At 51.9% G+C, this 21,167-nt stretch carries 21 protein-coding genes; 3 read left to right on the top strand and 18 right to left on the bottom strand.

Annotation, left to right across the window (positions count from 1 at the left end; all coding sequences use genetic code 11):
• Positions 1-48 precede the first annotated feature (48 nt).
• The 12 genes from der to B3007_RS02605 form a co-directional block, all read right to left on the bottom strand.
• Positions 49-1,551 (bottom strand): ribosome biogenesis GTPase Der, encoded by a 1,503-nt coding sequence (gene der, locus B3007_RS02550; RefSeq protein WP_068440653.1) that lies wholly within the window; start codon positions 1,549-1,551, stop codon positions 49-51.
• Between the two features lie 33 nt (positions 1,552-1,584).
• Complete coding sequence (gene bamB / locus B3007_RS02555) at positions 1,585-2,787, bottom strand: outer membrane protein assembly factor BamB (protein WP_301377991.1); 1,203 nt, start codon at positions 2,785-2,787, stop codon at positions 1,585-1,587.
• A complete protein-coding gene (locus B3007_RS02560; protein WP_297533226.1) occupies positions 2,787-3,452 on the bottom strand; it encodes a YfgM family protein in 666 nt (221 codons plus the stop codon). Before B3007_RS02560 ends, bamB begins: the two co-directional genes overlap by 1 nt.
• Before the next feature lie 38 nt (positions 3,453-3,490).
• Positions 3,491-4,771 carry a histidine--tRNA ligase gene (hisS, locus tag B3007_RS02565; protein WP_297533227.1) on the bottom strand — a complete coding sequence of 427 codons (1,281 nt, stop codon included), beginning with the start codon at positions 4,769-4,771 and terminating at the stop codon, positions 3,491-3,493.
• 26 nt (positions 4,772-4,797) lie between these two features.
• On the bottom strand, positions 4,798-5,904 hold the full coding sequence (gene ispG, locus B3007_RS02570; protein WP_301331338.1) for a flavodoxin-dependent (E)-4-hydroxy-3-methylbut-2-enyl-diphosphate synthase: 1,107 nt from the start codon (positions 5,902-5,904) through the stop codon (positions 4,798-4,800).
• A gap of 8 nt (positions 5,905-5,912) precedes the next feature.
• Positions 5,913-6,701: a tetratricopeptide repeat protein gene (locus tag B3007_RS02575; RefSeq protein ID WP_297533228.1), complete on the bottom strand. Its 789-nt coding sequence runs from the start codon at positions 6,699-6,701 to the stop codon at positions 5,913-5,915.
• Complete coding sequence (gene rlmN, locus B3007_RS02580; RefSeq protein ID WP_076513862.1) at positions 6,701-7,834, bottom strand: 23S rRNA (adenine(2503)-C(2))-methyltransferase RlmN; 1,134 nt, start codon at positions 7,832-7,834, stop codon at positions 6,701-6,703. The genes B3007_RS02575 and rlmN overlap by 1 nt, the downstream gene beginning before the upstream one ends.
• Before the next feature lie 82 nt (positions 7,835-7,916).
• Entirely contained in the window at positions 7,917-8,342 is a 426-nt protein-coding gene (gene ndk / locus B3007_RS02585; protein ID WP_068440673.1) for a nucleoside-diphosphate kinase, read from the bottom strand.
• A 101-nt stretch (positions 8,343-8,443) separates the two neighbouring features.
• A complete protein-coding gene (locus tag B3007_RS02590; protein WP_068440676.1) occupies positions 8,444-9,607 on the bottom strand; it encodes an aminotransferase class V-fold PLP-dependent enzyme in 1,164 nt (387 codons plus the stop codon).
• Between the two features lie 56 nt (positions 9,608-9,663).
• The gene (iscR, locus tag B3007_RS02595; protein ID WP_068440678.1) at positions 9,664-10,161 is read right to left on the bottom strand and encodes a Fe-S cluster assembly transcriptional regulator IscR; all 498 of its coding nucleotides are present in this window, start codon (positions 10,159-10,161) and stop codon (positions 9,664-9,666) included.
• A gap of 76 nt (positions 10,162-10,237) precedes the next feature.
• Complete coding sequence (gene cysE / locus B3007_RS02600; RefSeq protein WP_301377992.1) at positions 10,238-11,032, bottom strand: serine O-acetyltransferase; 795 nt, start codon at positions 11,030-11,032, stop codon at positions 10,238-10,240.
• Entirely contained in the window at positions 11,029-11,799 is a 771-nt protein-coding gene (locus B3007_RS02605; RefSeq protein WP_301377993.1) for an RNA methyltransferase, read from the bottom strand. Before B3007_RS02605 ends, cysE begins: the two co-directional genes overlap by 4 nt.
• A 152-nt stretch (positions 11,800-11,951) precedes the next feature.
• On the opposite strand from B3007_RS02605, the gene B3007_RS02610 reads away from it, so the two are divergent.
• Positions 11,952-12,722 (top strand): inositol monophosphatase family protein, encoded by a 771-nt coding sequence (locus B3007_RS02610; protein ID WP_068440683.1) that lies wholly within the window; start codon positions 11,952-11,954, stop codon positions 12,720-12,722.
• 252 nt (positions 12,723-12,974) lie between these two features.
• Here the strand turns inward: B3007_RS02610 and B3007_RS02615 are convergent, their stop codons facing one another.
• On the bottom strand, positions 12,975-13,466 hold the full coding sequence (locus B3007_RS02615; protein WP_068439693.1) for a cold shock domain-containing protein: 492 nt from the start codon (positions 13,464-13,466) through the stop codon (positions 12,975-12,977).
• Between the two features lie 150 nt (positions 13,467-13,616).
• Here B3007_RS02615 and B3007_RS02620 point away from each other — a divergent pair, with 150 nt between their 5' ends.
• On the top strand, positions 13,617-13,847 hold the full coding sequence (locus B3007_RS02620) for a SlyX family protein (protein ID WP_068439695.1): 231 nt from the start codon (positions 13,617-13,619) through the stop codon (positions 13,845-13,847).
• 81 nt (positions 13,848-13,928) lie between these two features.
• Positions 13,929-16,379 carry a glycerol-3-phosphate 1-O-acyltransferase PlsB gene (gene plsB / locus B3007_RS02625; protein ID WP_301377994.1) on the top strand — a complete coding sequence of 817 codons (2,451 nt, stop codon included), beginning with the start codon at positions 13,929-13,931 and terminating at the stop codon, positions 16,377-16,379.
• A gap of 12 nt (positions 16,380-16,391) precedes the next feature.
• Here plsB and B3007_RS02630 read toward each other — a convergent pair whose 3' ends face one another.
• From B3007_RS02630 to adk, 5 genes are all read right to left on the bottom strand, one after another.
• The gene (locus B3007_RS02630) at positions 16,392-17,165 is read right to left on the bottom strand and encodes a class I SAM-dependent methyltransferase (RefSeq protein WP_068440688.1); all 774 of its coding nucleotides are present in this window, start codon (positions 17,163-17,165) and stop codon (positions 16,392-16,394) included.
• 2 nt (positions 17,166-17,167) lie between these two features.
• Positions 17,168-17,965, bottom strand: a complete 798-nt coding sequence (locus tag B3007_RS02635) for an undecaprenyl-diphosphate phosphatase (protein WP_068440691.1) — start codon at positions 17,963-17,965, stop codon at positions 17,168-17,170.
• 18 nt (positions 17,966-17,983) lie between these two features.
• On the bottom strand, positions 17,984-18,679 hold the full coding sequence (gene tsaB, locus B3007_RS02640) for a tRNA (adenosine(37)-N6)-threonylcarbamoyltransferase complex dimerization subunit type 1 TsaB (RefSeq protein ID WP_068440802.1): 696 nt from the start codon (positions 18,677-18,679) through the stop codon (positions 17,984-17,986).
• A 135-nt stretch (positions 18,680-18,814) separates the two neighbouring features.
• A complete protein-coding gene (locus B3007_RS02645; protein ID WP_068440694.1) occupies positions 18,815-19,840 on the bottom strand; it encodes a hypothetical protein in 1,026 nt (341 codons plus the stop codon).
• Positions 19,841-20,366: 526 nt separating this feature from the next.
• Positions 20,367-21,020, bottom strand: coding sequence for an adenylate kinase (gene adk, locus B3007_RS02650; RefSeq protein ID WP_068439455.1), 654 nt, complete (start codon positions 21,018-21,020; stop codon positions 20,367-20,369).
• Between the last annotated feature and the right edge of the window lie 147 nt (positions 21,021-21,167).

The following is a 21,167-nucleotide window of genomic DNA, read 5'->3' on the forward strand; positions in this document are numbered from 1 at the left end:
CACACTAAGAGAGCTTATATTGCCTCCCTCAGCACGGATTAACAAGTGTCAGCCGCCGGGCTTACGGTAGGACTTTTTGAGTTGCTTGCGCGCTTTATCACGCTTAATCCGACGTTTATTGTCGGTGCGCTCTACGGCCTGGGCACGGCGCTTACTTGAATGTCGTACTTCTTTCTTCTTCTCAGAGAACGGGTTATCACCCTGGCGGAATTCGAAGCGAATCGGCGTACCTGAAATATTGAGTACACGGCGGAACGTATTGGCAAGGTAACGTCGGTAATCTTCCGGAAGCTCATTCACCATAGTGCCATGCACGATAATACGCGGCGGGTTTGAGCCACCCTGGTGAGCGTATCTCAGTTTCGGGCGACGCCCTCTGATGATCGGTGGCTGGTGCGCCGCGATCGCATCTTCAAGAATACGGGTCAGCATGTTGGTCTGCCATTTCGCCATGGCCGACTCATAAGCCTGATCAACGGACTCGTACAAATGGCCCACGCCTGTTCCGTGCAAGGCTGAGATAAAGTGCATATCGGCAAAGGTCAGGAAGTCGAAACGACGATCAATCTCGTCTTTTACACGCTGCTTGTCGTCTGCATCCATGCCATCCCATTTATTGATGGCGATGACCAGAGCGCGGCCTGAGTTCAGTACAAAACTCAGCATGTGCAGATCCTGCTCGACAATGCCCGTGCGTGCATCCAGTACGAGTATGCAGACGTTACAGTCCTGAATGGCCTGCAGGGTTTTAATAATCGAGAACTTTTCAGCAGCTTCGGAGATATTCTTACGGCGACGGACACCCGCTGTATCGATCAGAGTATATTCCTGACCATGGCGTTCGTAGGGAATATAAATACTGTCTCGGGTCGTGCCGGCTTCGTCATAGACGACCACCCGCTCCTCGCCAAGAAAGCGATTCACAAGTGTGGATTTACCAACATTCGGACGCCCGACTACGGCGATCTTAATACCTTTAATATCAAGCTCTTCGTGATGAACTTCTTCTTCACCCTCTTCGTAGTAGTAACCGGTCTCTTCCTGCTCGACTTTTTCTTCTTCGATTAATTCGTCCATGACGTAATCAATCAGCGCCGAAATGCCACGGTTATGTGCCGCAGCGATAGGCAGGGGTTCCCCCATACCCAGCTCGAAGAACTCACCCAGAACGATGTCGGGGTTTTTACCGTCGATTTTATTAGCAATCAGATAGGCTGCTTTGCCATTGCGACGCAGGTGATCTGCAATCATGCGATCGCCAGCAGTGATACCTGCGCCGACGTCGACCAGAAAGAATACGATGTCCGCTTCCTGAATAGCCTGAAAACTCTGGCCCGCCATTGCGGAATCGATCCCTTCTTCCTGTCCACTGATACCGCCGGTATCAATCACAATAAAAGGATGATCACCCACTTTCCCTTCACCGTATTTACGGTCACGGGTAAGACCTGCGATTTCAGCCACCAGCGCGTCACGGCTTTTGGTCAACCGGTTGAAGAGCGTCGATTTACCAACATTCGGGCGTCCGACGAGAGCGATAACAGGTACCATGTCAGGAAACCTCAGATAAGAAAGTGGATGGCATTAACGCAGTTCGATCAGCGCCAGATCGCCGGCATTGGTATACACCAGAAGGCCTTCGTCTGTGTCCAGCATATTGCTGCGGATACCAAAATCGCGGCCACGGGAGAGGCGCCAGTTAGTTGCCTCAGGCTGGTGCGGATAATTTATATGCAGAGGTCGCGGGCGAAGCATGATACGCCCTTCGATACCGCCATCAACCTGGCTGATGAAGTGAACGTAACCTTCTTCATCGCCAACGGCCAGATAGGTCCCGGTAGCTGTTACCTGGCCAAGGCCACGTCCCATCAGTTCAGTCTGCAACCAGGCCTTAGCGCCCGTCATCATGTCATACGACTGGATACTGTCATCGTCGAGCGTCAGATAAACGCTGCCGAGTGCCAGTTCAGGGCTGGTGTAGGTTGAGCCTTCTTCCTGCCAGATGGTCTCCCCCATCTCGCTGACCGCTGCCACGTTGCCGTGGTACGCAGCCGCAAAAATAATGCGCCCGTCAGACACCGGAGACCCATCAACATCGACCAGACGCTCAAGTTCAGAACGACCATCAGGTACACCGAGACGAATATCCCAGCGCGGAATACCAAGTACTTTATCGAGCGCGACCAGCTTGCCCGTCGCATATCCGGTAATCACCAGACGATCTGTAATTAACGGCGTACCTGTGCCCCGTACCGAAAGAACCGGCATACCCGCTTCGTAGGACCAGGCCTGAGCGCCATTATCACGCTCAAGCGCCGTAACGCGCCCATCAACCGTCTGGATAAATACCCGCTGATCGTCGGCAGCCGCCTGCGCCACAGCTTCACTTGGCAGCATAGCGCGCCACTGCTCTGACCCATCTTCTGCTGACAGAGCAACCAGAGTGCCTTCCCGCAGGCTGACAAATAACTGATTATCACTGAAAGAGACACCACCAAGAATTGGCTGTTCCAGGTCTTTCGTCCAGAGTCGGTCACCCGACGCCAGCTCAACTGCCGTTACCGTGCCACCGGTGTCCGCTGCGTACACGGTATCACCATCAACCGCTGCTTTGAGACGGGTGTAAGTAACCCCCGGCCCTTCACCAAGATTGATACGCCAGACAACATCCGGCTTTGCTTCGCCAGACACATCAGGCAATACCCGATCATTGGTGGATGCACAGGCCGCCAGAGCCGCCGCACATGCAGTGATTAAAAGAGACTTAAACCAGTGGCGCAAATGCATCAGGCGTCCTCAGAGGAAGTAGTATCCGGTGTATTCAGGCTATCTATTTTGCGCTGCAGAATGCTGTTGTTCTGTCCCAACGCCTGTGCAGCATCCATAGCTCGCAGATAGGCATCACGCGCATTGGCCAGCTCGCCCTTACGGAACAGAGCGTCACCGCGCGCTTCTTCAATTTGTGGAGCAAAGGCTGGATCAGCTTTCTCTGGCAATGCTGCCAGAGCTTCATCCGCTTTACCCTGCTGTGTCAGCACAGCCGCCAGACGCGCTTGCGCGGCCAGCTTAACCGGCTCTGCATCGGCGTCGTTTACCAGCGCCTGAAGCTCAGCAGCCGCTGCTTCATAGTCACCATTTTCTGCGGCAATACGTGCAATAAAGAGACTGCCGAAATCAGAGTATGCAGTATCACTGAAGTCTGTTTTCAGTTGTTCAGCAAGACGCTGCATATCGGCAGTTGCGTCGCTGTTTTCCTGAGCTGCCAGTTCAACCAGCTGAGTGTATACCGCAGAGGCCGCTTCACCGGTCGCCTGCTTGCTGTCCTGCCAGTAGTTCCAACCAACCACACCAGCGATAGCAACAGCAACCGTTGATACCAGACTGGTGCCGTTTTCTGACCACCACTTTTTGATGATCTCTGCCTGTTCTTCATCCGTTCTTAAATCGGTCATTATCTCGTCTCCGACAAGCTATTTTTATTGTCTGTTAATCAGCTCAGGTTATCTGTCAGCCACTGACCCAGTTCACTCTGGGCAATGGTTTGTTGTCCTGCTTCACCGCGAAGGTCTTTCACCGTCACCTGCTTTTCAGCGATCTCGGTTTCACCCAACAGCAGCGCAAACAATGCACCGCTCTTGTCTGCTTTCTTCATCTGACTCTTGAAGCTGCCACCGCCGCAGTGGGTCTGTACCCGCAACCATGGCTGCTCAGCACGCAGGCTGTCTGCCAGCATCAGTGACGCAAGACTCGCACCTTCACCGACACCGCATACGTACAGATCCACAGTCTGCATCACTTCAGCAGGAATCACTTCGAGCGTTTCCAGCATCAATATCAGACGTTCAACACCCATGGCAAAACCCACCGCAGGTGTTGGCTTACCGCCCAGCTGCTCGACCAGCCCGTCGTAACGACCACCGGCACAGACAGTTCCCTGTGCACCCAGCTTATCCGTTACCCATTCAAAGACGGTTTTGCAGTAGTAATCCAGACCACGCACCAGGCGTTGGTTGATTTCGTACTTTACACCAGCGGCGTCGAGTACCGCACGCAGGGCGTCAAAATCCGAGCGGCTCTCATCGTCCAGATAGTCATGTAACTCTGGCGCATCAGCCAAGAGAGCCTGGGTCTCCGGGTTTTTACTATCGAGCACTCGCAGAGGGTTAGTCTCAAGACGACGCTGGCTGTCTTCATCCAGCTGGTCTTTACGCGCGCTGAGGTAATCAACCAGTGCATCGCGATAACGCGCACGCGCATCATTGCTACCCAGTGTGTTCAGTTGCAGCGTTACCGAGTCAGCAAGACCCAGCTGCTCCCACAGACGCGCAGTCATCAGAATCAGTTCGGCGTCGATATCCGGTGTCGCAATTCCATAGGTCTCAACACCAATCTGATAAAACTGGCGATAGCGGCCTTTTTGTGGACGCTCATGGCGGAACATGGGGCCTGTGTACCACAAGCGTTGCGTCTGATTGTACAGAAGACCGTGCTCTTCACACGCACGCACACAACTGGCCGTGCCTTCCGGACGCAGCGTCAGACTGTCGCCGTTACGGTCTTCAAAGGTGTACATTTCTTTTTCAACGATATCGGTCACTTCACCGATAGAACGCTTGAACAGCGCCGTCTGCTCCAGCACCGGCATACGAATTTCGTCGTATCCATAACCAGCCAGTACATCTTTTACCGTGCCTTCAAGATACTGCCAGACCGGGCTCTGTGTTGGCAGTATGTCGTTCATACCGCGGATTGCCTGAATTTTCTTTGCCATGTTTAACTCTTTTTTGCCTGTTCCAGTTATTTAACGCTGGTAATCAGGTCTTTGCGTTCTTCGTCGAGGGTCGCCGCACGTTCCCGGATCATTCTCTCCAGGTCATCGACAAGACCGTCGTTGGTCAGTTTGCCAGCTGGTTTACCATCGATGTATACGAGATTCGGCTGACCACCAGTCAAACCCAGATCGACTTCTTTGGCTTCGCCCGGTCCGTTCACGACACAGCCAATGACAGCAACGTCCATATCGGTACGGATATCTTCGACGCGCATTTCCAGCTCGTTCATGGTTTTGATCACATCAAAGTTCTGACGTGAACAGCTTGGGCACGCAATAAAGTTAATACCACGGGAGCGCAGCTTCAGTGACTTGAGCATATCCCAGCCCACCTTCACTTCTTCTACCGGATCAGCAGCAAGAGACACGCGAATAGTGTCGCCAATACCATCCCAAAGAAGCAAACCAAGGCCGATAGAGGACTTCACCGTACCACCTCGCAAACCACCCGCTTCGGTAATACCCAGGTGCAGAGGCTGCTCAATCTGATCCGCTATTTTGCGATACGCCGCCACCGTCATGAAAATATCTGACGCTTTCAGGCTCAGTTTGAAATCCGGGTAGTTAAGACGATCCAGAATATCGATATGGCGCATAGCCGATTCGACCAGAGCGTCTGGCGTCGGTTCGCCGTATTTCTTCTGGAGGTCTTTTTCGAGAGAGCCCGCGTTAACGCCAATGCGGATCGGAATACCTTTATCTTTCGCCGCATCAATTACCGCGCGCACACGATCTTCACGACCGATATTACCCGGGTTAATGCGCAGACAATCGACGCCCAGCTCTGCAACACGGAGCGCAATGCGATAATCAAAATGAATGTCTGAGACGAGTGGAATATCCACCTGTTTGCGGATTTCACCAAACGCCTCAGCGGCATCCATCGTAGGGACGGATACACGAACAATATCTGCGCCGGCATCCTGCGCACGGCGAATCTGAGCTACGGTTGCAGCAACATCCGTCGTTTCTGTATTCGTCATGGTCTGAATCGCAATAGGCGCATCACCACCTACCGGGACATCGCCCACCCAGATTTTGCGACTTTTTCTGCGCTTAATCGGGTTTTCCATGTTTTTATTCATGACTGAGCACCGTTCAGAGATTCCTGATACATCCGATATTCTTCAGATTGCGGAAAACGTTGTTTCAATTGAGCCGCCAGCGCAACGCCTCGTGAGGTCTGCTGATGGATCGTCAGTAACTTAATACCCAGCCACAGGCTGTGCGCTGTATGCTCGGTCTGATCACGTTCGACCAGACGATCAAAGCGATCAAAATATTTGAGAGACTCGTCATACCGCTGAGCCTCAAATAACAGAGTTGAGATATTGACCAGCGCATCGACGTTATAAGGGGCCAGACGCAGCGACTGACTATATGCCTCGATGGCTCCCTGAGAATTTTCCATACGATAGAAATTCAGGGCCATATCGTTGTATGCACCAACCCGGTTATTGTAGTAACGGTCGTTAGCAACCTCGGACAACAAATCGCGCGCTTCTTTATGACGCTTCATGCGTGCATAGAGGCGACCAAGGTGGTGACGGGCCAGCGTAAAGTCAGGGTCTTCTCGCAGCGCCTTTTTGAATGATTCTTCCGCCAGATCAAGCTCGCCTTCGGTTTGCCAGACCAACCCCATAGCATCGTTTGCCTGTGGGTCATCCGGATTAATTTCGAGCGCCCGCTGTAAACGATCACGCGCCCAGTCAGGCCGGCCTTTCTGCAAATAACCAAGGCCAAGCTGAGTGTAATTATCAACGGCCTTCTCAGGAGACGCTTTTTTACTGAAACGACTTTCTTCGACGGTGACACACGCCTGTAAACCAATTACCAGTGTGATAGCTGTCAATAGTCTGAATACTGGCATCACGAAGCTCGACCTCCCTGTTCGCTGTCAATCTGAACGGCATCAATATAACGCTGACTACGACGCGTGCGATCCTCTACTTTACCGACCAGCTGACCACAGGCCGCGTCGATATCATCCCCCCGCGTAGAGCGGATAGTGACCACATGGCCCTGACTGATAAGGTAATCACGGAAGCGATATACGCGGTTATTACTCGGACGACGATACCCTGAATTAGGAAACGGATTAAACGGAATCAGGTTAATTTTGCACGGCACCAGCTTCATCAGCTCAGCCAGTTCTTCGGCGTGCGCCATCTCGTCATTCACACCGTCGATCAGGGTATATTCAATCGTGGCTTTACGCTTGTCTGGCAACTTGCCAAGGTAACGATTAGTCGCAGAAATCAGTTCGCTGAGCGGGTACTTTTTGTTGAGAGGTACCAGTGTATTGCGCAGCTCATCGTTAGGCGCGTGCAGAGAAATAGCCAGAGAGACATCCGTGACATCACCGAGCTTATCAATCATAGGGACAACGCCCGACGTGCTCAGCGTGACGCGACGCTTGGACAAGCCATAAGCGTTGTCGTCCATCATCAGATTCATGGCGTCGACAACGTTATCGAAGTTGAGCAGAGGTTCACCCATTCCCATCATAACGACGTTCGTGATGCGGCGTTCACGGCGCTCACCTGGCTCATGAAAACTCATGGCGGCAACATAAAGCTGACCAATGATCTCTGCCACAGTCAGATCACGGTTAAAGCCCTGTTTGCCCGTGGAGCAGAAGCTGCAGTCCAGTGCGCAGCCAATCTGCGAACTGACACACAGGGTGCCACGATCTTTCTCAGGGATATAAACGGTTTCGACGGCACTGCCTCCCGGCATACGCATCACCCATTTGCGGGTGCCATCTTTTGAGAAATCTTCATATACGACTTCAGGCAGGACAATTTCACTGACTTCTGCCAGCTTTGCGCGCAGCGCCTTGCCCATGTTCGTCATCTTTTCGAAGTCCGATTCGCCATACTGGTGAATCCACTTCAGCATCTGTTGCGCACGGAATTTCTTTTCACCAATGCTCAGGAAGAACTCTTCCATCTTCGCAGGTGACAGGCCCAGCAGGTTGGTTTTTTCTGAAGTGTCGGACATGTTGGAATACCTGAAGTACAGCACCGGGCTAGCCGGCAGGGTGAACAGGGCAGCAAGCGTTGCTACTGCCCCACTGCATCACTTAGCGTGCGCAGATTTCTTCAGCATTGAAGAAATAATCGATTTCACGTGCTGCAGACTCAGCAGAGTCAGAACCGTGAACAGCGTTAGCGTCGATGCTTTCAGCGAAGTCAGCGCGGATAGTGCCAGCGTCAGCTTCTTTAGGGTTAGTCGCACCCATCAGTTCGCGGTTCTTAGCGATCGCGTTTTCACCTTCCAGAACCTGTACAACAACAGGACCAGAAGTCATGAAACCAACCAGATCACCGAAGAAAGGACGCTCTTTGTGCTCAGCGTAGAAACCGCCAGCTTTTTCGTCGTCCAGCTTCAGCATTTTAGCAGCAACAACCTGCAGGCCAGCTTTTTCAAAGCGAGTCAGGATTTCGCCGATTACGTTTTTAGCAACAGCATCTGGTTTGATGATGGACAGAGTGCGTTCTACAGCCATTTTTTAGCTCCAAAGTAGGTGTTTGTGTGTGTTTAGGGTTCAAAACCCGCGGATTATACGCACCTTTCTATGAAAGTTGTATAAAGGATGCCGCAACTCACTCACTGTTTACGAAGGAGGCTTACAACACGCGAAACTTCAGTAATCGCGAAGTCGATCTCTTCTTCCGTTGTGTAGCGGCCAACACTCATTCGCAAACCCGCGTGAGCCAACTGATCACTGCGTCCGATTGCTTTCAGAACGTAGGATGGCTCCACACTCGCCGAGGTACAGGCAGAGCCGGAAGACACGGCCACTTTCGCCAGGCTGGCAAGCAAGATTTCACCATCCACGTCTGCAAAACTCACATTGAGATGGTTAGCGACACGCGCATCAAGGTCACCGTTCACCCAGACATCACCCAGTGATGAGATTCCTGCCCAGAGACGATCACGCAATTCGCGGATACGTGCTTCATCGGTCACCAGCTGCTCACTGACCAGGCGAGCAGCCTCGCCAAAGCCCACCAGCTGATGCGTTGGCAAAGTGCCTGAGCGCATGCCACGCTCATGCCCACCACCATGGATCTGACTGACTAAAGGCACCTGAGGGTCGCGACGTACATACAAAGCGCCAATGCCCTTAGGGCCGTAAAACTTGTGCGCCGACAAGGACATCATATCAACGCCCCAGTCACTGACATTGACAGCCATTTTACCAACGGCCTGGGCTGCATCGACGTGCAGCAAAGACTTGTGACCTTTGAGTAGCTTCGCGATCGCTGGAATGTCAGTCACTGTGCCCAGTTCATTGTTAACCGCCATTAGCGTGACGAGACACGTATTGTCGGTCAGAGCATCCGCCACCTGCGACGGCTGAATAAGGCCATCCGCATCCGGCGTAAGGTAACTGACGTGAACCTGGTGCCAACGTTCAAGGTAGGCCACCGTATCCAGAACCGCCTTATGTTCAATGGCGGAGGTGATGATGTGAAGTGGAGTATCCGGCTGTTCGCGTCGAAGCGCTTCGACGTGGCCTTTGATTGCCAGATTGTTACTTTCAGTCGCGCCCGACGTCCAGACAATTTCGCGGGTATCAGCGCCGATCAGACGGGCCAGTTGGCCACGGGCATTCTCTACCGCCTGCTCAGCCTGCCAGCCGTAGCGATGCGAACGTGACGCAGGATTCGCAAAGTTGCCGTCCAGAGTCAGGCAGGCAGTCATTGCTTCCGCGACCTCCGGAGCACAGGGAGTCGTCGCTGCGTAATCGAGATAAATTGATTTCATTGCTGTATCCGCATCACTGGGTTTTAACGCGCATTGTCCTCAGCGGATCTCTGGCGTCAAGCCGAGCGACTGGTGTCCATGCTGTCGGTAATCAACAGACTATCGATACGGTCGCGGACTCCACGCTCCTGACGACTGGCGATGTCTTTGATTTCACGACGCTCAATAAGCTGAAACAGGGATATGTTCTTCAGGAAACTGTGGATCTGATCGCTCAGATCCATCCACAAATGATGAGTCAGGCACTCTTCGCCATCCTGACAGTCACCTTTGCGGTTGCAGCGTGTGGCGTCCATGGATTCGTTGACCGCATCCACAATCTCAGCAACGTTAATCTCAGCATCAGCACGGCTAAGTTGATAACCACCACCCGGCCCGCGCACACTGGATACCAGACCATTACGCCGCAACTTGGCGAACAGCTGTTCGAGGTATGACAGAGATATTCCCTGACGACCGGAAATATCGTTCAGGCTGACTGGCCCCTGACGTGCATGGATAGCCAGGTCCAGCATTGCTGTCACAGCATAACGGCCTTTAGTCGTTAAACGCATAATCTCACCTCGTTAGTACTGGATTGATTATGCGTATTTCCGACTAAAACAGTCAACTATGTTGCGAAAGCTTTTGTCAGTCTCCGGAGGACTTCTCTCTTTCTGCCTCGAGGCGCTCATGCAGGCTGACGAAGGTTTCTTCTTCCAGCTCAGGAAGTGCATCTTCGCAGCTGTGATCCCCAAGGTTACTCAGCGCCCGGCACATATTGTCGATTTTCTTATCGACGTGATGCATGTGATCCATAAGGTTGTGGATCGAGCGCGCGATCGGGTCGGGCATATCATCGGTCATACCGTACGCATCAAACCCTATCTTCGCAGCCATTTCCCGCCGGCGGTTCTCAGCATCCGTACTCGCCTTGCGGATAATACGCCCTGGAATGCCCACCACAGTGACAGATTCAGGCACGTCCTTGGTCACCACAGCGTTAGAACCAATACGAGCGTCAGCGCCTACAGTAATCGGGCCTAGCACCTTAGCGCCTGCACCGACCACAACACCATCGTGCAAGGTTGGGTGACGCTTACCTTTATTCCAGCTTGTGCCACCAAGAGTCACACCATGGTAAAGGGTCACATCGTCGCCAATCTCAGCGGTTTCACCAATCACCACGCCCATGCCGTGATCAATGAAGAAGCGGTTACCAATGGTTGCGCCCGGGTGAATCTCGATTCCCGTCATCCAGCGACTGAACGTAGAAAGCACACGCGCGAACCATTTCAGGCCGCGGCGCCATAACCAGTTGGCCAGGCGGTAGTGCATGATCGCATGGACGCCCGGATAGGTGGTGAGTACCTCGAAGGTATTCCGTGCCGCCGGGTCCCTGTCGAACACACATGCGATATCATCGCGCAATTGACGGATACTCAAGCCTTATCCCCTTTCTCATCAGACTCTGAGGGATCTGTACGCCGTTGAATGGCCGCCAGCATGCCCCTGAGAATATTAATTTCCATGCGATCCGGAGCCGCCCGCTGAAAAAGCCGGCGCACACGCGTCATCAGTTGCTTGGGAGTATTGGGGTCAAGGAAGCCAATCTCAACCAGAGTCTGCTCCATATGCTGCAACATACCGTTCAACTGATCATGCGTTGCCATGGGGTAGTCCCAATCCACGCCCCACCGCTGCTCACTTTCAGCGTTTTCAACCTCGGTCAGTGCGAGGCGCATTTCGTACGCCATGACCTGAATCGCCTGGGCTACATTGAGCGAAGAGAAGTTCTCATCCGTTGGAATATGCACGTGTGCATTACACAGATGGAGCTCTTCATTCGTGAGGCCACGGCTTTCGCGGCCAAAAACCAGCGCGATATCATTCCCCGCTGCTGCTGCCTGAGCCGCCCGGTCGCCGCACTGGCGCGGCGTCATCAGTGGCCACGGGACGCTGCGGCTGCGAGCACTGGTGCCAACCACCAGGCCACAACCCGCGATCGCGCCTTCCAGTGTCGGATGAATTTCAGCATTGTGAAGGATATCTTCAGCGCGGGAAGAGCGCTGAATCGCTTCTTCATCGATGCTTGCTATCGGATCTACTAACAGCAGGCGACTGAGCCCCATGTTCTTCATCGCCCGTGCCGCTGCACCTATATTTCCGGAGTGTGTGGTGTTAACCATCACGACACAGATTCTGTTCAGCATGTAAGACCCGACGTGGTAGGAATGTAAAGGCCGAGAGTGTAGCGCAAAAGGGACTTCGCCAACCAGTTCTACGCTGTTATACTTCGCGGCCGTTTTTTAAAGGCTGGGTCTGTCGCCCTGCCTTACGTTCTTTAAAGCAACAGGAATACCCTATGCAACCCATGGTGAATCTGGCGCTGCGCGCTGCGCGCAACGCCGGTCAGGATCTGGTTCGTCGTCTTGACCGTTTTGATGCTGCTCAGAGTACTGATCAGGAAAAAGCTAAGTTTATTGCTGACTGCACCATTGGTCTCGAAAAGAGCATTATTTTCGAGCTGAAGAAGTCACTCGCCGACGATAACTTCGAAGGCCGCGAAACCGGTTTCAACGCCGGCAAAGAAGGTCAGCCAGTGTGGCAGATCTGTGTGATCGATGATCTCGCTAACTTCCGCGTAGGTATTCCGGCGTTTGCTATCATCATCAACTGCCTGCACAAAGACCGCACTGAGCATTGCGTTGTCCTCAACCCAATGAATGGTGATGAGTTCAGCGCTTCACGTGGTCGCGGCACCCAACTTAATGGTCGCCGCATCCGTTGTGGTGGCGTGACTACCCTGACCGACGCAATTACTGCGTTCACTCAGCCTATGGGCCTGAGTGACAACGCGGCTGACCAGCGCGCGAAAGTAATGCGCCTGATGGAATCAAACTACGACGTACGCTCTATTGGCTCGGGCATTCTGACCATGGCTTATGTTGCTGCGGACCGCTTCCAGGCGGCACTGGTGTCTGATCTCGACGCCATCGCACTGAATGCCGGCACTCTTCTGACCTCAGAAGCGGGCTGCCTGCTTGCAGCCATTGATGGCGCACCGCGTGTTTCTGCACCAGCCAACATTGCAGTAGCGAACCCACGACTGCTTAAATCTCTTCTGAAACTCTGAGATTGGTTGGCTTAGTCGCCTGACTTTCAGGTCAGTGCAGAGCACAGTACAACCTCCTGTCTATACTGCAGTTATAGAAAGGAGGTAAGCCTATGCTCTGGTCTCATCTGAAAATTACGCTTTGCTGGCTGTGCGAGTCGCAGAGCTGCGACGAGCTCTCGCTTCATCGAGAGAAGATCCAGTAGCCCATATCAGGGCTGAAGACAGATACAAAAAAAGCGGCTTCAAGCCGCTTTTTTATACTCATCAGACTCAGCGTATCGCCGATACATCTTCCGCCTGAGGGCCTTTCTCACCACGAACAACGCTGAACTTAACGCGCTGACCTTCGGTCAGGGAGCGATGCCCCTGACCACGGATAGAGCGGAAGTGAACAAACACATCCTCGCCTTCGTCCCAGGTAATAAAGCCAAAGCCTTTCTTCACGTTGAACCACTTAACGACGCCACGCTCACGGCCATCTTCTACGTCACTCTCAACCATAGTGCCACTGCTGCGCTGGCGACGGCGACGCGCCGGAACCAGTTGAGCAGACACAAAGCTGATGATGAATGCCAGAATTGCCATAACAATCAGTGCGACCGCCATGCCTTCTGAGTTCAGCAGAGTAGAGAAGCTAGTGGCAGCACCACCAGCCAGTTGAATATCTTTAGCCAGACCTGCAATCAGCGCGACGACAACAAACGGCGCTATTACTGCAAATACGACTGCTACGATTAATTTACGAACCATTAACTTACCCATGTGTTATCCCGAATCACTCGTTGTTATTATGCCGGCCAGAGACGGGATGCCCGATATACGTAAAAATACCGTCGCAGACCATTGACAAGTGGGCTATGAAAGCCCAATTAACCAAAAAAATCAACACGATAGCGCATGGAGACTGCAATCATGGAAAATAAATTGCCGCCTGCGGCCGAAAGAGTCACTCAACTTGAAACGCGGATTACATATCTCGAGGATACGGTGGAGACTCTGAATAAAGAACTTGCGACCATATCAGCAGAGTTCCGGTTAGCAAAAGAAGCACTGCAGCATATGTATCGGCGCATGGAGCAAATCCAGACAACCGACAGCGGGATTGCAAATCCAGCGGACGAACCGCCACCACCGCACTATTAATTGGCGGTACAGCACCAGTAATTGTCACGTGGATAACATATAATCCGCCGCCTGAAATGGTTCTTTTTTACAGGTTCATCTATGAGCGTCATCCGAAAATTACGTATCCGAATCAATCAGTGGCAACAGAAGCTGCTTTATAAGCTGGTCAAGACAAAGATTATTGGTGCTGATAAAGACAAGATCGAACTGGACCCAGTGCAGCCCGTTATTTACGCCATGCTCTATCCCTCATATGCCGAGCAGATTGTTATTAACAAAGAAGTCTCCGAGCGTGGTTGGCAGGCACCATTTCAGCAACGGCTGAATGGTACCTTACCTGGCAATCCTTATTTCGGCATTTATCGCCGCCCCGGAAATCCATTCCGCAAAGATGGGCTCGCTACAATTCCCCGTCATCTGAAGAGACAAGCTGAATGGATGCTTGCGGATGACAGTCGTGACATTCAGGTGATGCCCGTGCGGGTTATGTGGGGACGTTCACCGGAGCGCGAACGTTCTTTCCTTCGTATCTGGCTGCAGAATGCAGGTAGCCTAGGCGGCCGCGTGATGACTTTTTTTGCGATTCTGTTTAACGGGCGTAATACCTTTGTTCATTTCTCCGAGCCCCTGTCGTTACGCGAACTGGCGGGAGGCGAAACCTCCCCGGAGCTGGTCGCCCGTAAACTCGCCCGTGTTTTGCGTGTTCACAATCGCAAGGTAACAAAATCGGTACTGGGCCCAGAACTGTCTCACCGACGCACACTGGTTCATCAGATCCCGAATCGCCCAATGGTCCGTCACGCCATTGAAAGTGAAATGAAAGAGAACGGCTTAAAACGCGAGAAGCTGAGAAAGCGAGCTCTTAAATACGCGGATGAAATTGCCTCAAATATTTCGTATACCAACGTTCGTTTCCTGGATATTTTGTTGACTTGGGTGTGGAACAAAATCTACAACGGCACGGCTATCCACAATATCGAGCAGGTAAAAGAAGTCGGCAAAGACAACACTGTCGTCTATGTTCCTTGCCACCGAAGCCACATCGATTATCTATTACTGTCTTACGTTCTTTACCACCATGGCCTACAGCTTCCACAAATTGCTGCGGGTATTAACCTCAATATGCCAGTGGTTGGCTCGATACTCCGCCGCGGCGGTGCATTTTTTATGCGCAGAACTTTCCGTGGTAATCCGCTGTATGCAGCCGTCTTTGATGAATATCTGCACTCGGTATTTACCCATGGATATTCGTCAGAATATTTCGTCGAAGGTGGCCGCTCCCGTACCGGCCGTACCCTCAGCCCGAAAGCCGGGATGCTTGCAATGACGGTTCGCTCATACCTGCGCGACTCAAAAAAGCCAATGGTGTTCGTGCCTGTGTATACGGGTTATGAAAAAGTATTCGAAGAAAAGAGCTATCTTGGTGAGTTGCGCGGAAAAGCGAAAAAGAAGGAAAGCCTTCTCGACGTACTGGGCACATTGCGTTCTTTCAAGAAGTCGTTTGGTAAGGTCAACGTTACCTTTGGCGAACCGATACATCTCTCACCATACCTTGAAGAGCGTCACCCAGGCTGGAGTAATCAGGACTACGAAGCATGTAACTATCGCCCTGATTGGGCACCGGAACTGGTTGATGAGCTGGCCACTACCGTTGTCACCGAAATCAACCGCGCAGCCTCGGTTAACCCTATCAACCTGATCGCACTCGCTATTCTTGCGTCGCCCCGCCAGGCCATGGATGAAAATCAGCTGATGCGTCATATGGAAGCCTATCGTGACCTGCTGGCCATGGTTCCGTATTCCGATATGACGGTTTTACCTGACGGACATGCGAGCGACTGGCTTGCCCACGCCGAAGAGCTTGGATCGGTTTCCCGTAGCAAGCACGACATGGGCGACCTGATTCAGACGAATGAGCGCCAGGCGGTTACCCTGACGTACTACCGCAACAATGTTCTCCACATCATTGCACTACCATCTTTGATTGCATGCCTGCTACTCAATAATCGTCGCTGCACTCAGGCGGATATCCTCGAAAGTTGTCAGGCCCTGTATCCATTCCTGAAAGCAGAACTCTTCCTTCACTGGACAGAAGACACTCTCGAACAAGCTGTTAACAGCTGGCTGGATGTACTGGAGCAGCGCGGCTATCTGGAAGTGAGTGACGGTTGTTATCATTGCCGCATTGATGGCGACAACCTGCCGATGCTGCAGAGTCTGGCAGACCCGATTTCACAAACGCTGCAGCGTTATTTCCTGTCGATTTCCCGCCTGAAGCATCAGGGCAGTGGAAACCTGACGGCGCAACAGCTGGAAGAACAATCGACACTGTTGGCTCAACGTCTGAGCTTGCTGTACGGAATTAACGCGCCTGAGTTCTTTGATAAAGCTCTGTTCCGTGCACTTATACGTCAATTGATTGAGAGCGGTATGATCAGTTGTGGGGAGGACGACATGTTGTCTTTCGACGAAGACCTGAATCCGCTGATGGCAATACTGGAAAATCTGCTGGATGCCAACCTCAGGCAGACGATCCTGATCAGCCTGTAAGGCTGATGCCTCTCAGGCCGGAGCCTCTACTCTGGCCAGAGCGTACACATCAAACCGGTTCGACTTACCCGTAATACTGTATGAAGGCGCACGCCCTGCAAGGGGCTGCGCTTTTCGCGCACGCTTCACTACGACCCGACACCGCGCCGCATTTAATGCCGGCCCCAACAGGTCATCAGAATCGGTGTCCTGACCAACAACCTCACGAAATGCCTGCATATCTTTTTTGACAGCCGCCTTCTGCTTGGGGTCATGGTCAAACATAGGGTCCAGATAGACGACATCAACTGAGTTCTTGGCCTGTGCAGCAAGCCACTGATGAGCAGACGTATGAACTAAGCGGATACGACCAACAATCTCTGCGACTTCATGATCCAGGCGGGCGCGACCCAGACCATCCTGAAGCAGCGCTGCAACGACAGGCTGACGCTCAATAGCCGTGACGTCACAGCCCAGTGTCGCAAGCACAAAAGAGTCGCGTCCAAGGCCCGCGGTAGCATCGACCACGGTAGGAATATAGGCCGCACTGACACCGACCGCCTTTGCTATATCCTGCCCTTTTCCGCCGCCGAACTTACGTCTGTGCGCTGTAGCGCCAGCGCAAAAATCAACCACGACTCTGGTCTTCGGGGAATCTCCACGAACCAGGGCCAGAGCATGCCCATCATGATGAAGGTGATACTCCGTATTCTGAGGCATGTTCGCTGTTGAGACACCTAATCCAAACGCGTCGGCGAACTCGTGCAGGTGAGGAGCAAAATCAGAAGCGCAGTATAATTCGGTCATATTTATACGAAAAACAGAAGCAGAACAGCGCCAAGAATTAATCGATAAACTACAAATGGCATCATGCCAATGCGGTTAATGAAGGCGAGGAAGTAATAGATACAAATCCACGCACTGACCGCAGAAATAACAATACCTAATATCAGCGACTGCCAGTCAACAGCGGTCGACTGCTCTGCCAACTCCAACGTCTTTAAACCACCCGCTGCAAGAATTAATGGAATCGACAGAAGGAATGAAAACTTCGCGGCATCGACACGCTGCATGCCAATCAGAAGCGCCGCAGTAATGGTAATACCCGATCGGGATGTGCCAGGTATCAATGCGAATATCTGAGCTACGCCGATCACCATCGCCATCAGGAGTGTCATCTCCCCTAAGCCTGCTCGGCCGTGCCGGACCCGGTCCGCAACCCCCAAAAGAATGCCAAAGCCTATGGTAGTCGCTGCTATTACCGCCGTAGAACGAAGATTCACCTCAATCCAGTCGTTCAGCAATAAACCAGCAAGCCCTGCCGGAATAGTTGCCAACGCGACGTACCACGCCAGCCGCCCATCGGCATTGGGGTGTCGGGTAAAGCCGGTCGTTAACCAGCCCTGTAACAGACGTATAATCTCTGCACGGAAATAGATAATAACAGCCGCGAGTGTTCCAACATGAACAGCCACATCAAATGCGAGCCCCTGATCCTCCCAACCCAACATGCGGGAAGGCAGAATCAGATGCGCAGAGCTACTGATTGGAAGAAATTCGGTCAGGCCCTGTAATACTGCAAGGACAATAATTTCGAGTAGATCCACGGGTAATAACTTCCTATGTTAATTTCGCTTCAGAAGGCTTGGCTGTTCATCCAGCTTTTTCCATGCAACAGAGTTACGCAGATATACCGGTAATTGATTATCGGGTGAGCCGAAATTGCCATTATTCCATTCCCGGTCCGCCAGTGCTGCCATGACGCGAGCTTCCGGCTGAATCGTTGCGTATGCTGAATTCAACTCACTAAAAGGCGCTAAGCTGAGGCCATCACCAGCAAGCAGCCCTCCGAATTCACTTGCCTGCGTCAGGCATAATTCCGGTGACCCCACCTGCTCAACACCACCGGCCTGAGTCATTCCATCTATAACGTCGAACTGCCCCCAGAACACCTCTCCCATGTGTGCATCCATAATCGCAAGCACCTTGCTTGCAGTCTCATCATTTGAAGCAGCAGCGAGTGCTACAGTCTCAAGAGACGATACACCACAGACAGGAAGATCTAATCCTAAAGCAAGCCCCTGTGCCACAGATACGGCAATCCGTATTCCGGTAAATGACCCTGGGCCACGACCAAACGCCAGACCATCAAGCTGATGCCTGGAAATACCTGAATCAGCCAGAATATCGTCTATCATCGGGAGCAGACGCTGGGCGTGACGTCTTGGCTGTTCTTCTGTATTCCAGACCAGTTCGCCGTTGATATTCAGCGCAACAGAGCAGAGTGAGGAAGATGCGTCGATTGTGAGAATTACAGACATTTGAATACCACCGATCAATGATGCGGGGAGTATATCAGGATTCAGCGGGAGAATGCCGCAGCTCACTGTCGGACAGCGAGGAACGTCAGGCATAAAAAAACCCGGACGAGCCGGGTTCTTTCACAAAGCGGAGAATTAAGATTCTGAAGAATCTTTCTTCTCTTCAGCAGCTGGGGCTGGTGCTGGCGCTGCTGGCTTCGAAGCTGCTGCCTTAGGTGGACGACCACGCTTCTTTGGCGCTGCCTTTGCTGCCGCTGGCTTAGCAGGTGCTTTCACTGCTGTCGTCGCTGCCTTAGCTGGACGACCCCGTTTCTTAGGTGCTGCCGCCGGCTTAGCGGCTGCTGTTTTCTTAGCAGCTGCTTTTTTAGGTGCCGCTTTGGCTGTAGTCGCCTTAGCTGGACGACCGCGCTTCTTTGGCGCTGCGGTGGTAGCTGCCTTAGTTGCTGTAGCCGCTTTAGCTGGGCGACCGCGCTTTTTCGGTGCAGCTTTTGCTGGTGCTGTCGCCTTAGCAGGACGACCGCGCTTCTTCGGAGCAGTCGTTGCTTTCGCTGGTGCAGCCGCTTTTGCAGGGCGACCACGTTTGGCCGCTGGCTTAGCTTCAAGTGCTTTAATCGAAGATTCTATTTTCTTAGAAGCAGTAGCTACTTTTTTGTTCTCTGCAGTAGTGCGAGCTTTAACTTTACGGGCGTCCTGTTTATCGCGCTTGCTACGCCATTGAGTAGCAAATTTAGTCAGAGCTTTCTCGAGATCGGCCTCTGCTTTATCAGCCAGTGTCTTAGCATAACTTTTAACAGTTTCTTCAGCCTTCGCAGCAGTCGCTTCAATGCGGGCTTTCAGTTCTGCAATTTTGAGGTCTTTCTTGGCTTCAGCAACCTTCTGCGTCAATTCAGAGAGTTTCTCTTTCTGAGTTTTGACCGCATTAGTAGCAGTCGCTACTGAACGCTTAGTCGCGGCAGTGGCCTTTGGACCAGCAGCTTTCACTTTTGCTTGCTTCAGCTTAGTTTCAGCGGCAGTGACACGTTCTTTCTGCTTGGACTGAGCTGCCACCGCTTTTTCAACGGCGTTCGTTGCCTTTGCCACAGCAGCAGGTACCGCAGACTCAACCGGCTTTTTCGCCGCAGGCTTCCGGCCGCGCTTGGCAGGTGCTTTAGTTTTAGCCATAGGTATTTCCTCTTTTACTTACCTGTTTATAAAAGCGGTGGGGCTGATAATCAGTGATTCCCCGATTCGTTGTGGACTTACTTCTTAGCGATAATTCGCATAAGTAAATCTTCATACTGCAATACAGTATATAAAGTAACCGACGGAATAATAGTATTTTTCATAAAAAAAACAAAAAAATCCTCGATTTTTTAAAATAAGAATGCATATCTGGCCCAAATGAGGAGATTTCAGAGCGAGACACTTAATCAAACAAGAAAAATATTTCTGGGCCATGAGCAGATCATTGACGACCAGAATGCACCAGAATGGATTGCAGTTAACTCACTGACCGCTTGTAAATCATTTGCTTCCGATTAATTGATGAATACGTACCCGTAATGGACGAGTATCTCCGTATAATCAAATAAGGCGGTACATTACCCTGGGGAAGAACTAAGACTGGTATTGTGTTCAAGCTCAGAAGTTTACGTACAGAAACAAAAAAGGAGCCTTTCGGCTCCTTTTATAAAAGTAATCTGAGAACTTAACTTAAGGCGCTCATTACTTTTTCAGTGATATCAGACAAAGATCCTACACCCGGAACGTGAACATATTCCGGAGCCGACTCGCCCTTCTCTTCACGCAGTTTCTTATAGAAACTTACCAGTGGAGCTGTCTGGTCATGATATATAGAGAGACGCTTGCGCACTGTATCTTCCTGATCGTCATCACGCTGAATCAGATCTTCACCAGTTTCATCATCTTTTCCCTCATTTACTGGAGGGTTGTATATCACGTGGTATACACGGCCAGAGTTCGGGTGAACGCGACGACCGCTCAGACGCTTAACAATCTCTTCATCGTCGACATCAATTTCGACAACATAGTCGATATCAACACCAGCTTCGATCATGGCTTCAGCCTGAGGGATCGTGCGAGGAAAACCATCAAACAGGAAACCATTGGCACAATCGTCAGATTGGATACGCTCTTTTACCAGATCAATAATAATCTCGTCAGATACCAGCCCACCTGTTTCCATAATTTCTTTCACTTTAAGGCCAAGTTCACTACCTGCCTTTACTGCAGCTCGCAGCATATCCCCTGTTGAGATCTGGGGGATTGAGAATTTTTCACAGATGAACTGGGCCTGGGTACCTTTACCCGCACCCGGAGCCCCTAGAAGAATGACGCGCATGAGCCTGCTCCTCGATAAACAAAATCGGTACTGGACTGTTCATTATTGTTTAAAATTTGATCAGCCAGAGAGAAAAATAGGCCTAACCTTACTCTTTAGCCAGCTATTGCTCAAGTGATTCTAGATGAAATCACCTGTACAACCAGC

This window comes from Thalassolituus sp. UBA675 (assembly GCF_002297765.1).
Taxonomy (GTDB): Bacteria; Pseudomonadota; Gammaproteobacteria; order Pseudomonadales; family Oceanobacteraceae; genus Thalassolituus.

Bases quoted from the DNA above. Each gene is read 5' to 3' on its own strand.
- B3007_RS02575 (WP_297533228.1), bottom strand. From the start codon at position 6,701: ATGCCAGTATTCAGACTATTGACAGCTATCACACTGGTAATTGGTTTA.
- B3007_RS02605 (WP_301377993.1), bottom strand. From the start codon at position 11,799: ATGCTGAACAGAATCTGTGTCGTGATGGTTAACACCACACACTCCGGA.
- B3007_RS02590 (WP_068440676.1), bottom strand. From the start codon at position 9,607: ATGAAATCAATTTATCTCGATTACGCAGCGACGACTCCCTGTGCTCCG.
- der (WP_068440653.1), bottom strand. From the start codon at position 1,551: ATGGTACCTGTTATCGCTCTCGTCGGACGCCCGAATGTTGGTAAATCG.
- B3007_RS02560 (WP_297533226.1), bottom strand. From the start codon at position 3,452: ATGACCGATTTAAGAACGGATGAAGAACAGGCAGAGATCATCAAAAAG.
- B3007_RS02615 (WP_068439693.1), bottom strand. From the start codon at position 13,466: ATGGGTAAGTTAATGGTTCGTAAATTAATCGTAGCAGTCGTATTTGCA.
- bamB (WP_301377991.1), bottom strand. From the start codon at position 2,787: ATGCATTTGCGCCACTGGTTTAAGTCTCTTTTAATCACTGCATGTGCG.
- B3007_RS02610 (WP_068440683.1), top strand. From the start codon at position 11,952: ATGCAACCCATGGTGAATCTGGCGCTGCGCGCTGCGCGCAACGCCGGT.
- tsaB (WP_068440802.1), bottom strand. From the start codon at position 18,679: ATGTCTGTAATTCTCACAATCGACGCATCTTCCTCACTCTGCTCTGTT.
- ispG (WP_301331338.1), bottom strand. From the start codon at position 5,904: ATGGAAAACCCGATTAAGCGCAGAAAAAGTCGCAAAATCTGGGTGGGC.
- plsB (WP_301377994.1), top strand. From the start codon at position 13,929: ATGAGCGTCATCCGAAAATTACGTATCCGAATCAATCAGTGGCAACAG.
- B3007_RS02620 (WP_068439695.1), top strand. From the start codon at position 13,617: ATGGAAAATAAATTGCCGCCTGCGGCCGAAAGAGTCACTCAACTTGAA.
- iscR (WP_068440678.1), bottom strand. From the start codon at position 10,161: ATGCGTTTAACGACTAAAGGCCGTTATGCTGTGACAGCAATGCTGGAC.
- B3007_RS02630 (WP_068440688.1), bottom strand. From the start codon at position 17,165: ATGACCGAATTATACTGCGCTTCTGATTTTGCTCCTCACCTGCACGAG.
- B3007_RS02645 (WP_068440694.1), bottom strand. From the start codon at position 19,840: ATGGCTAAAACTAAAGCACCTGCCAAGCGCGGCCGGAAGCCTGCGGCG.
- rlmN (WP_076513862.1), bottom strand. From the start codon at position 7,834: ATGTCCGACACTTCAGAAAAAACCAACCTGCTGGGCCTGTCACCTGCG.
- hisS (WP_297533227.1), bottom strand. From the start codon at position 4,771: ATGGCAAAGAAAATTCAGGCAATCCGCGGTATGAACGACATACTGCCA.
- ndk (WP_068440673.1), bottom strand. From the start codon at position 8,342: ATGGCTGTAGAACGCACTCTGTCCATCATCAAACCAGATGCTGTTGCT.
- adk (WP_068439455.1), bottom strand. From the start codon at position 21,020: ATGCGCGTCATTCTTCTAGGGGCTCCGGGTGCGGGTAAAGGTACCCAG.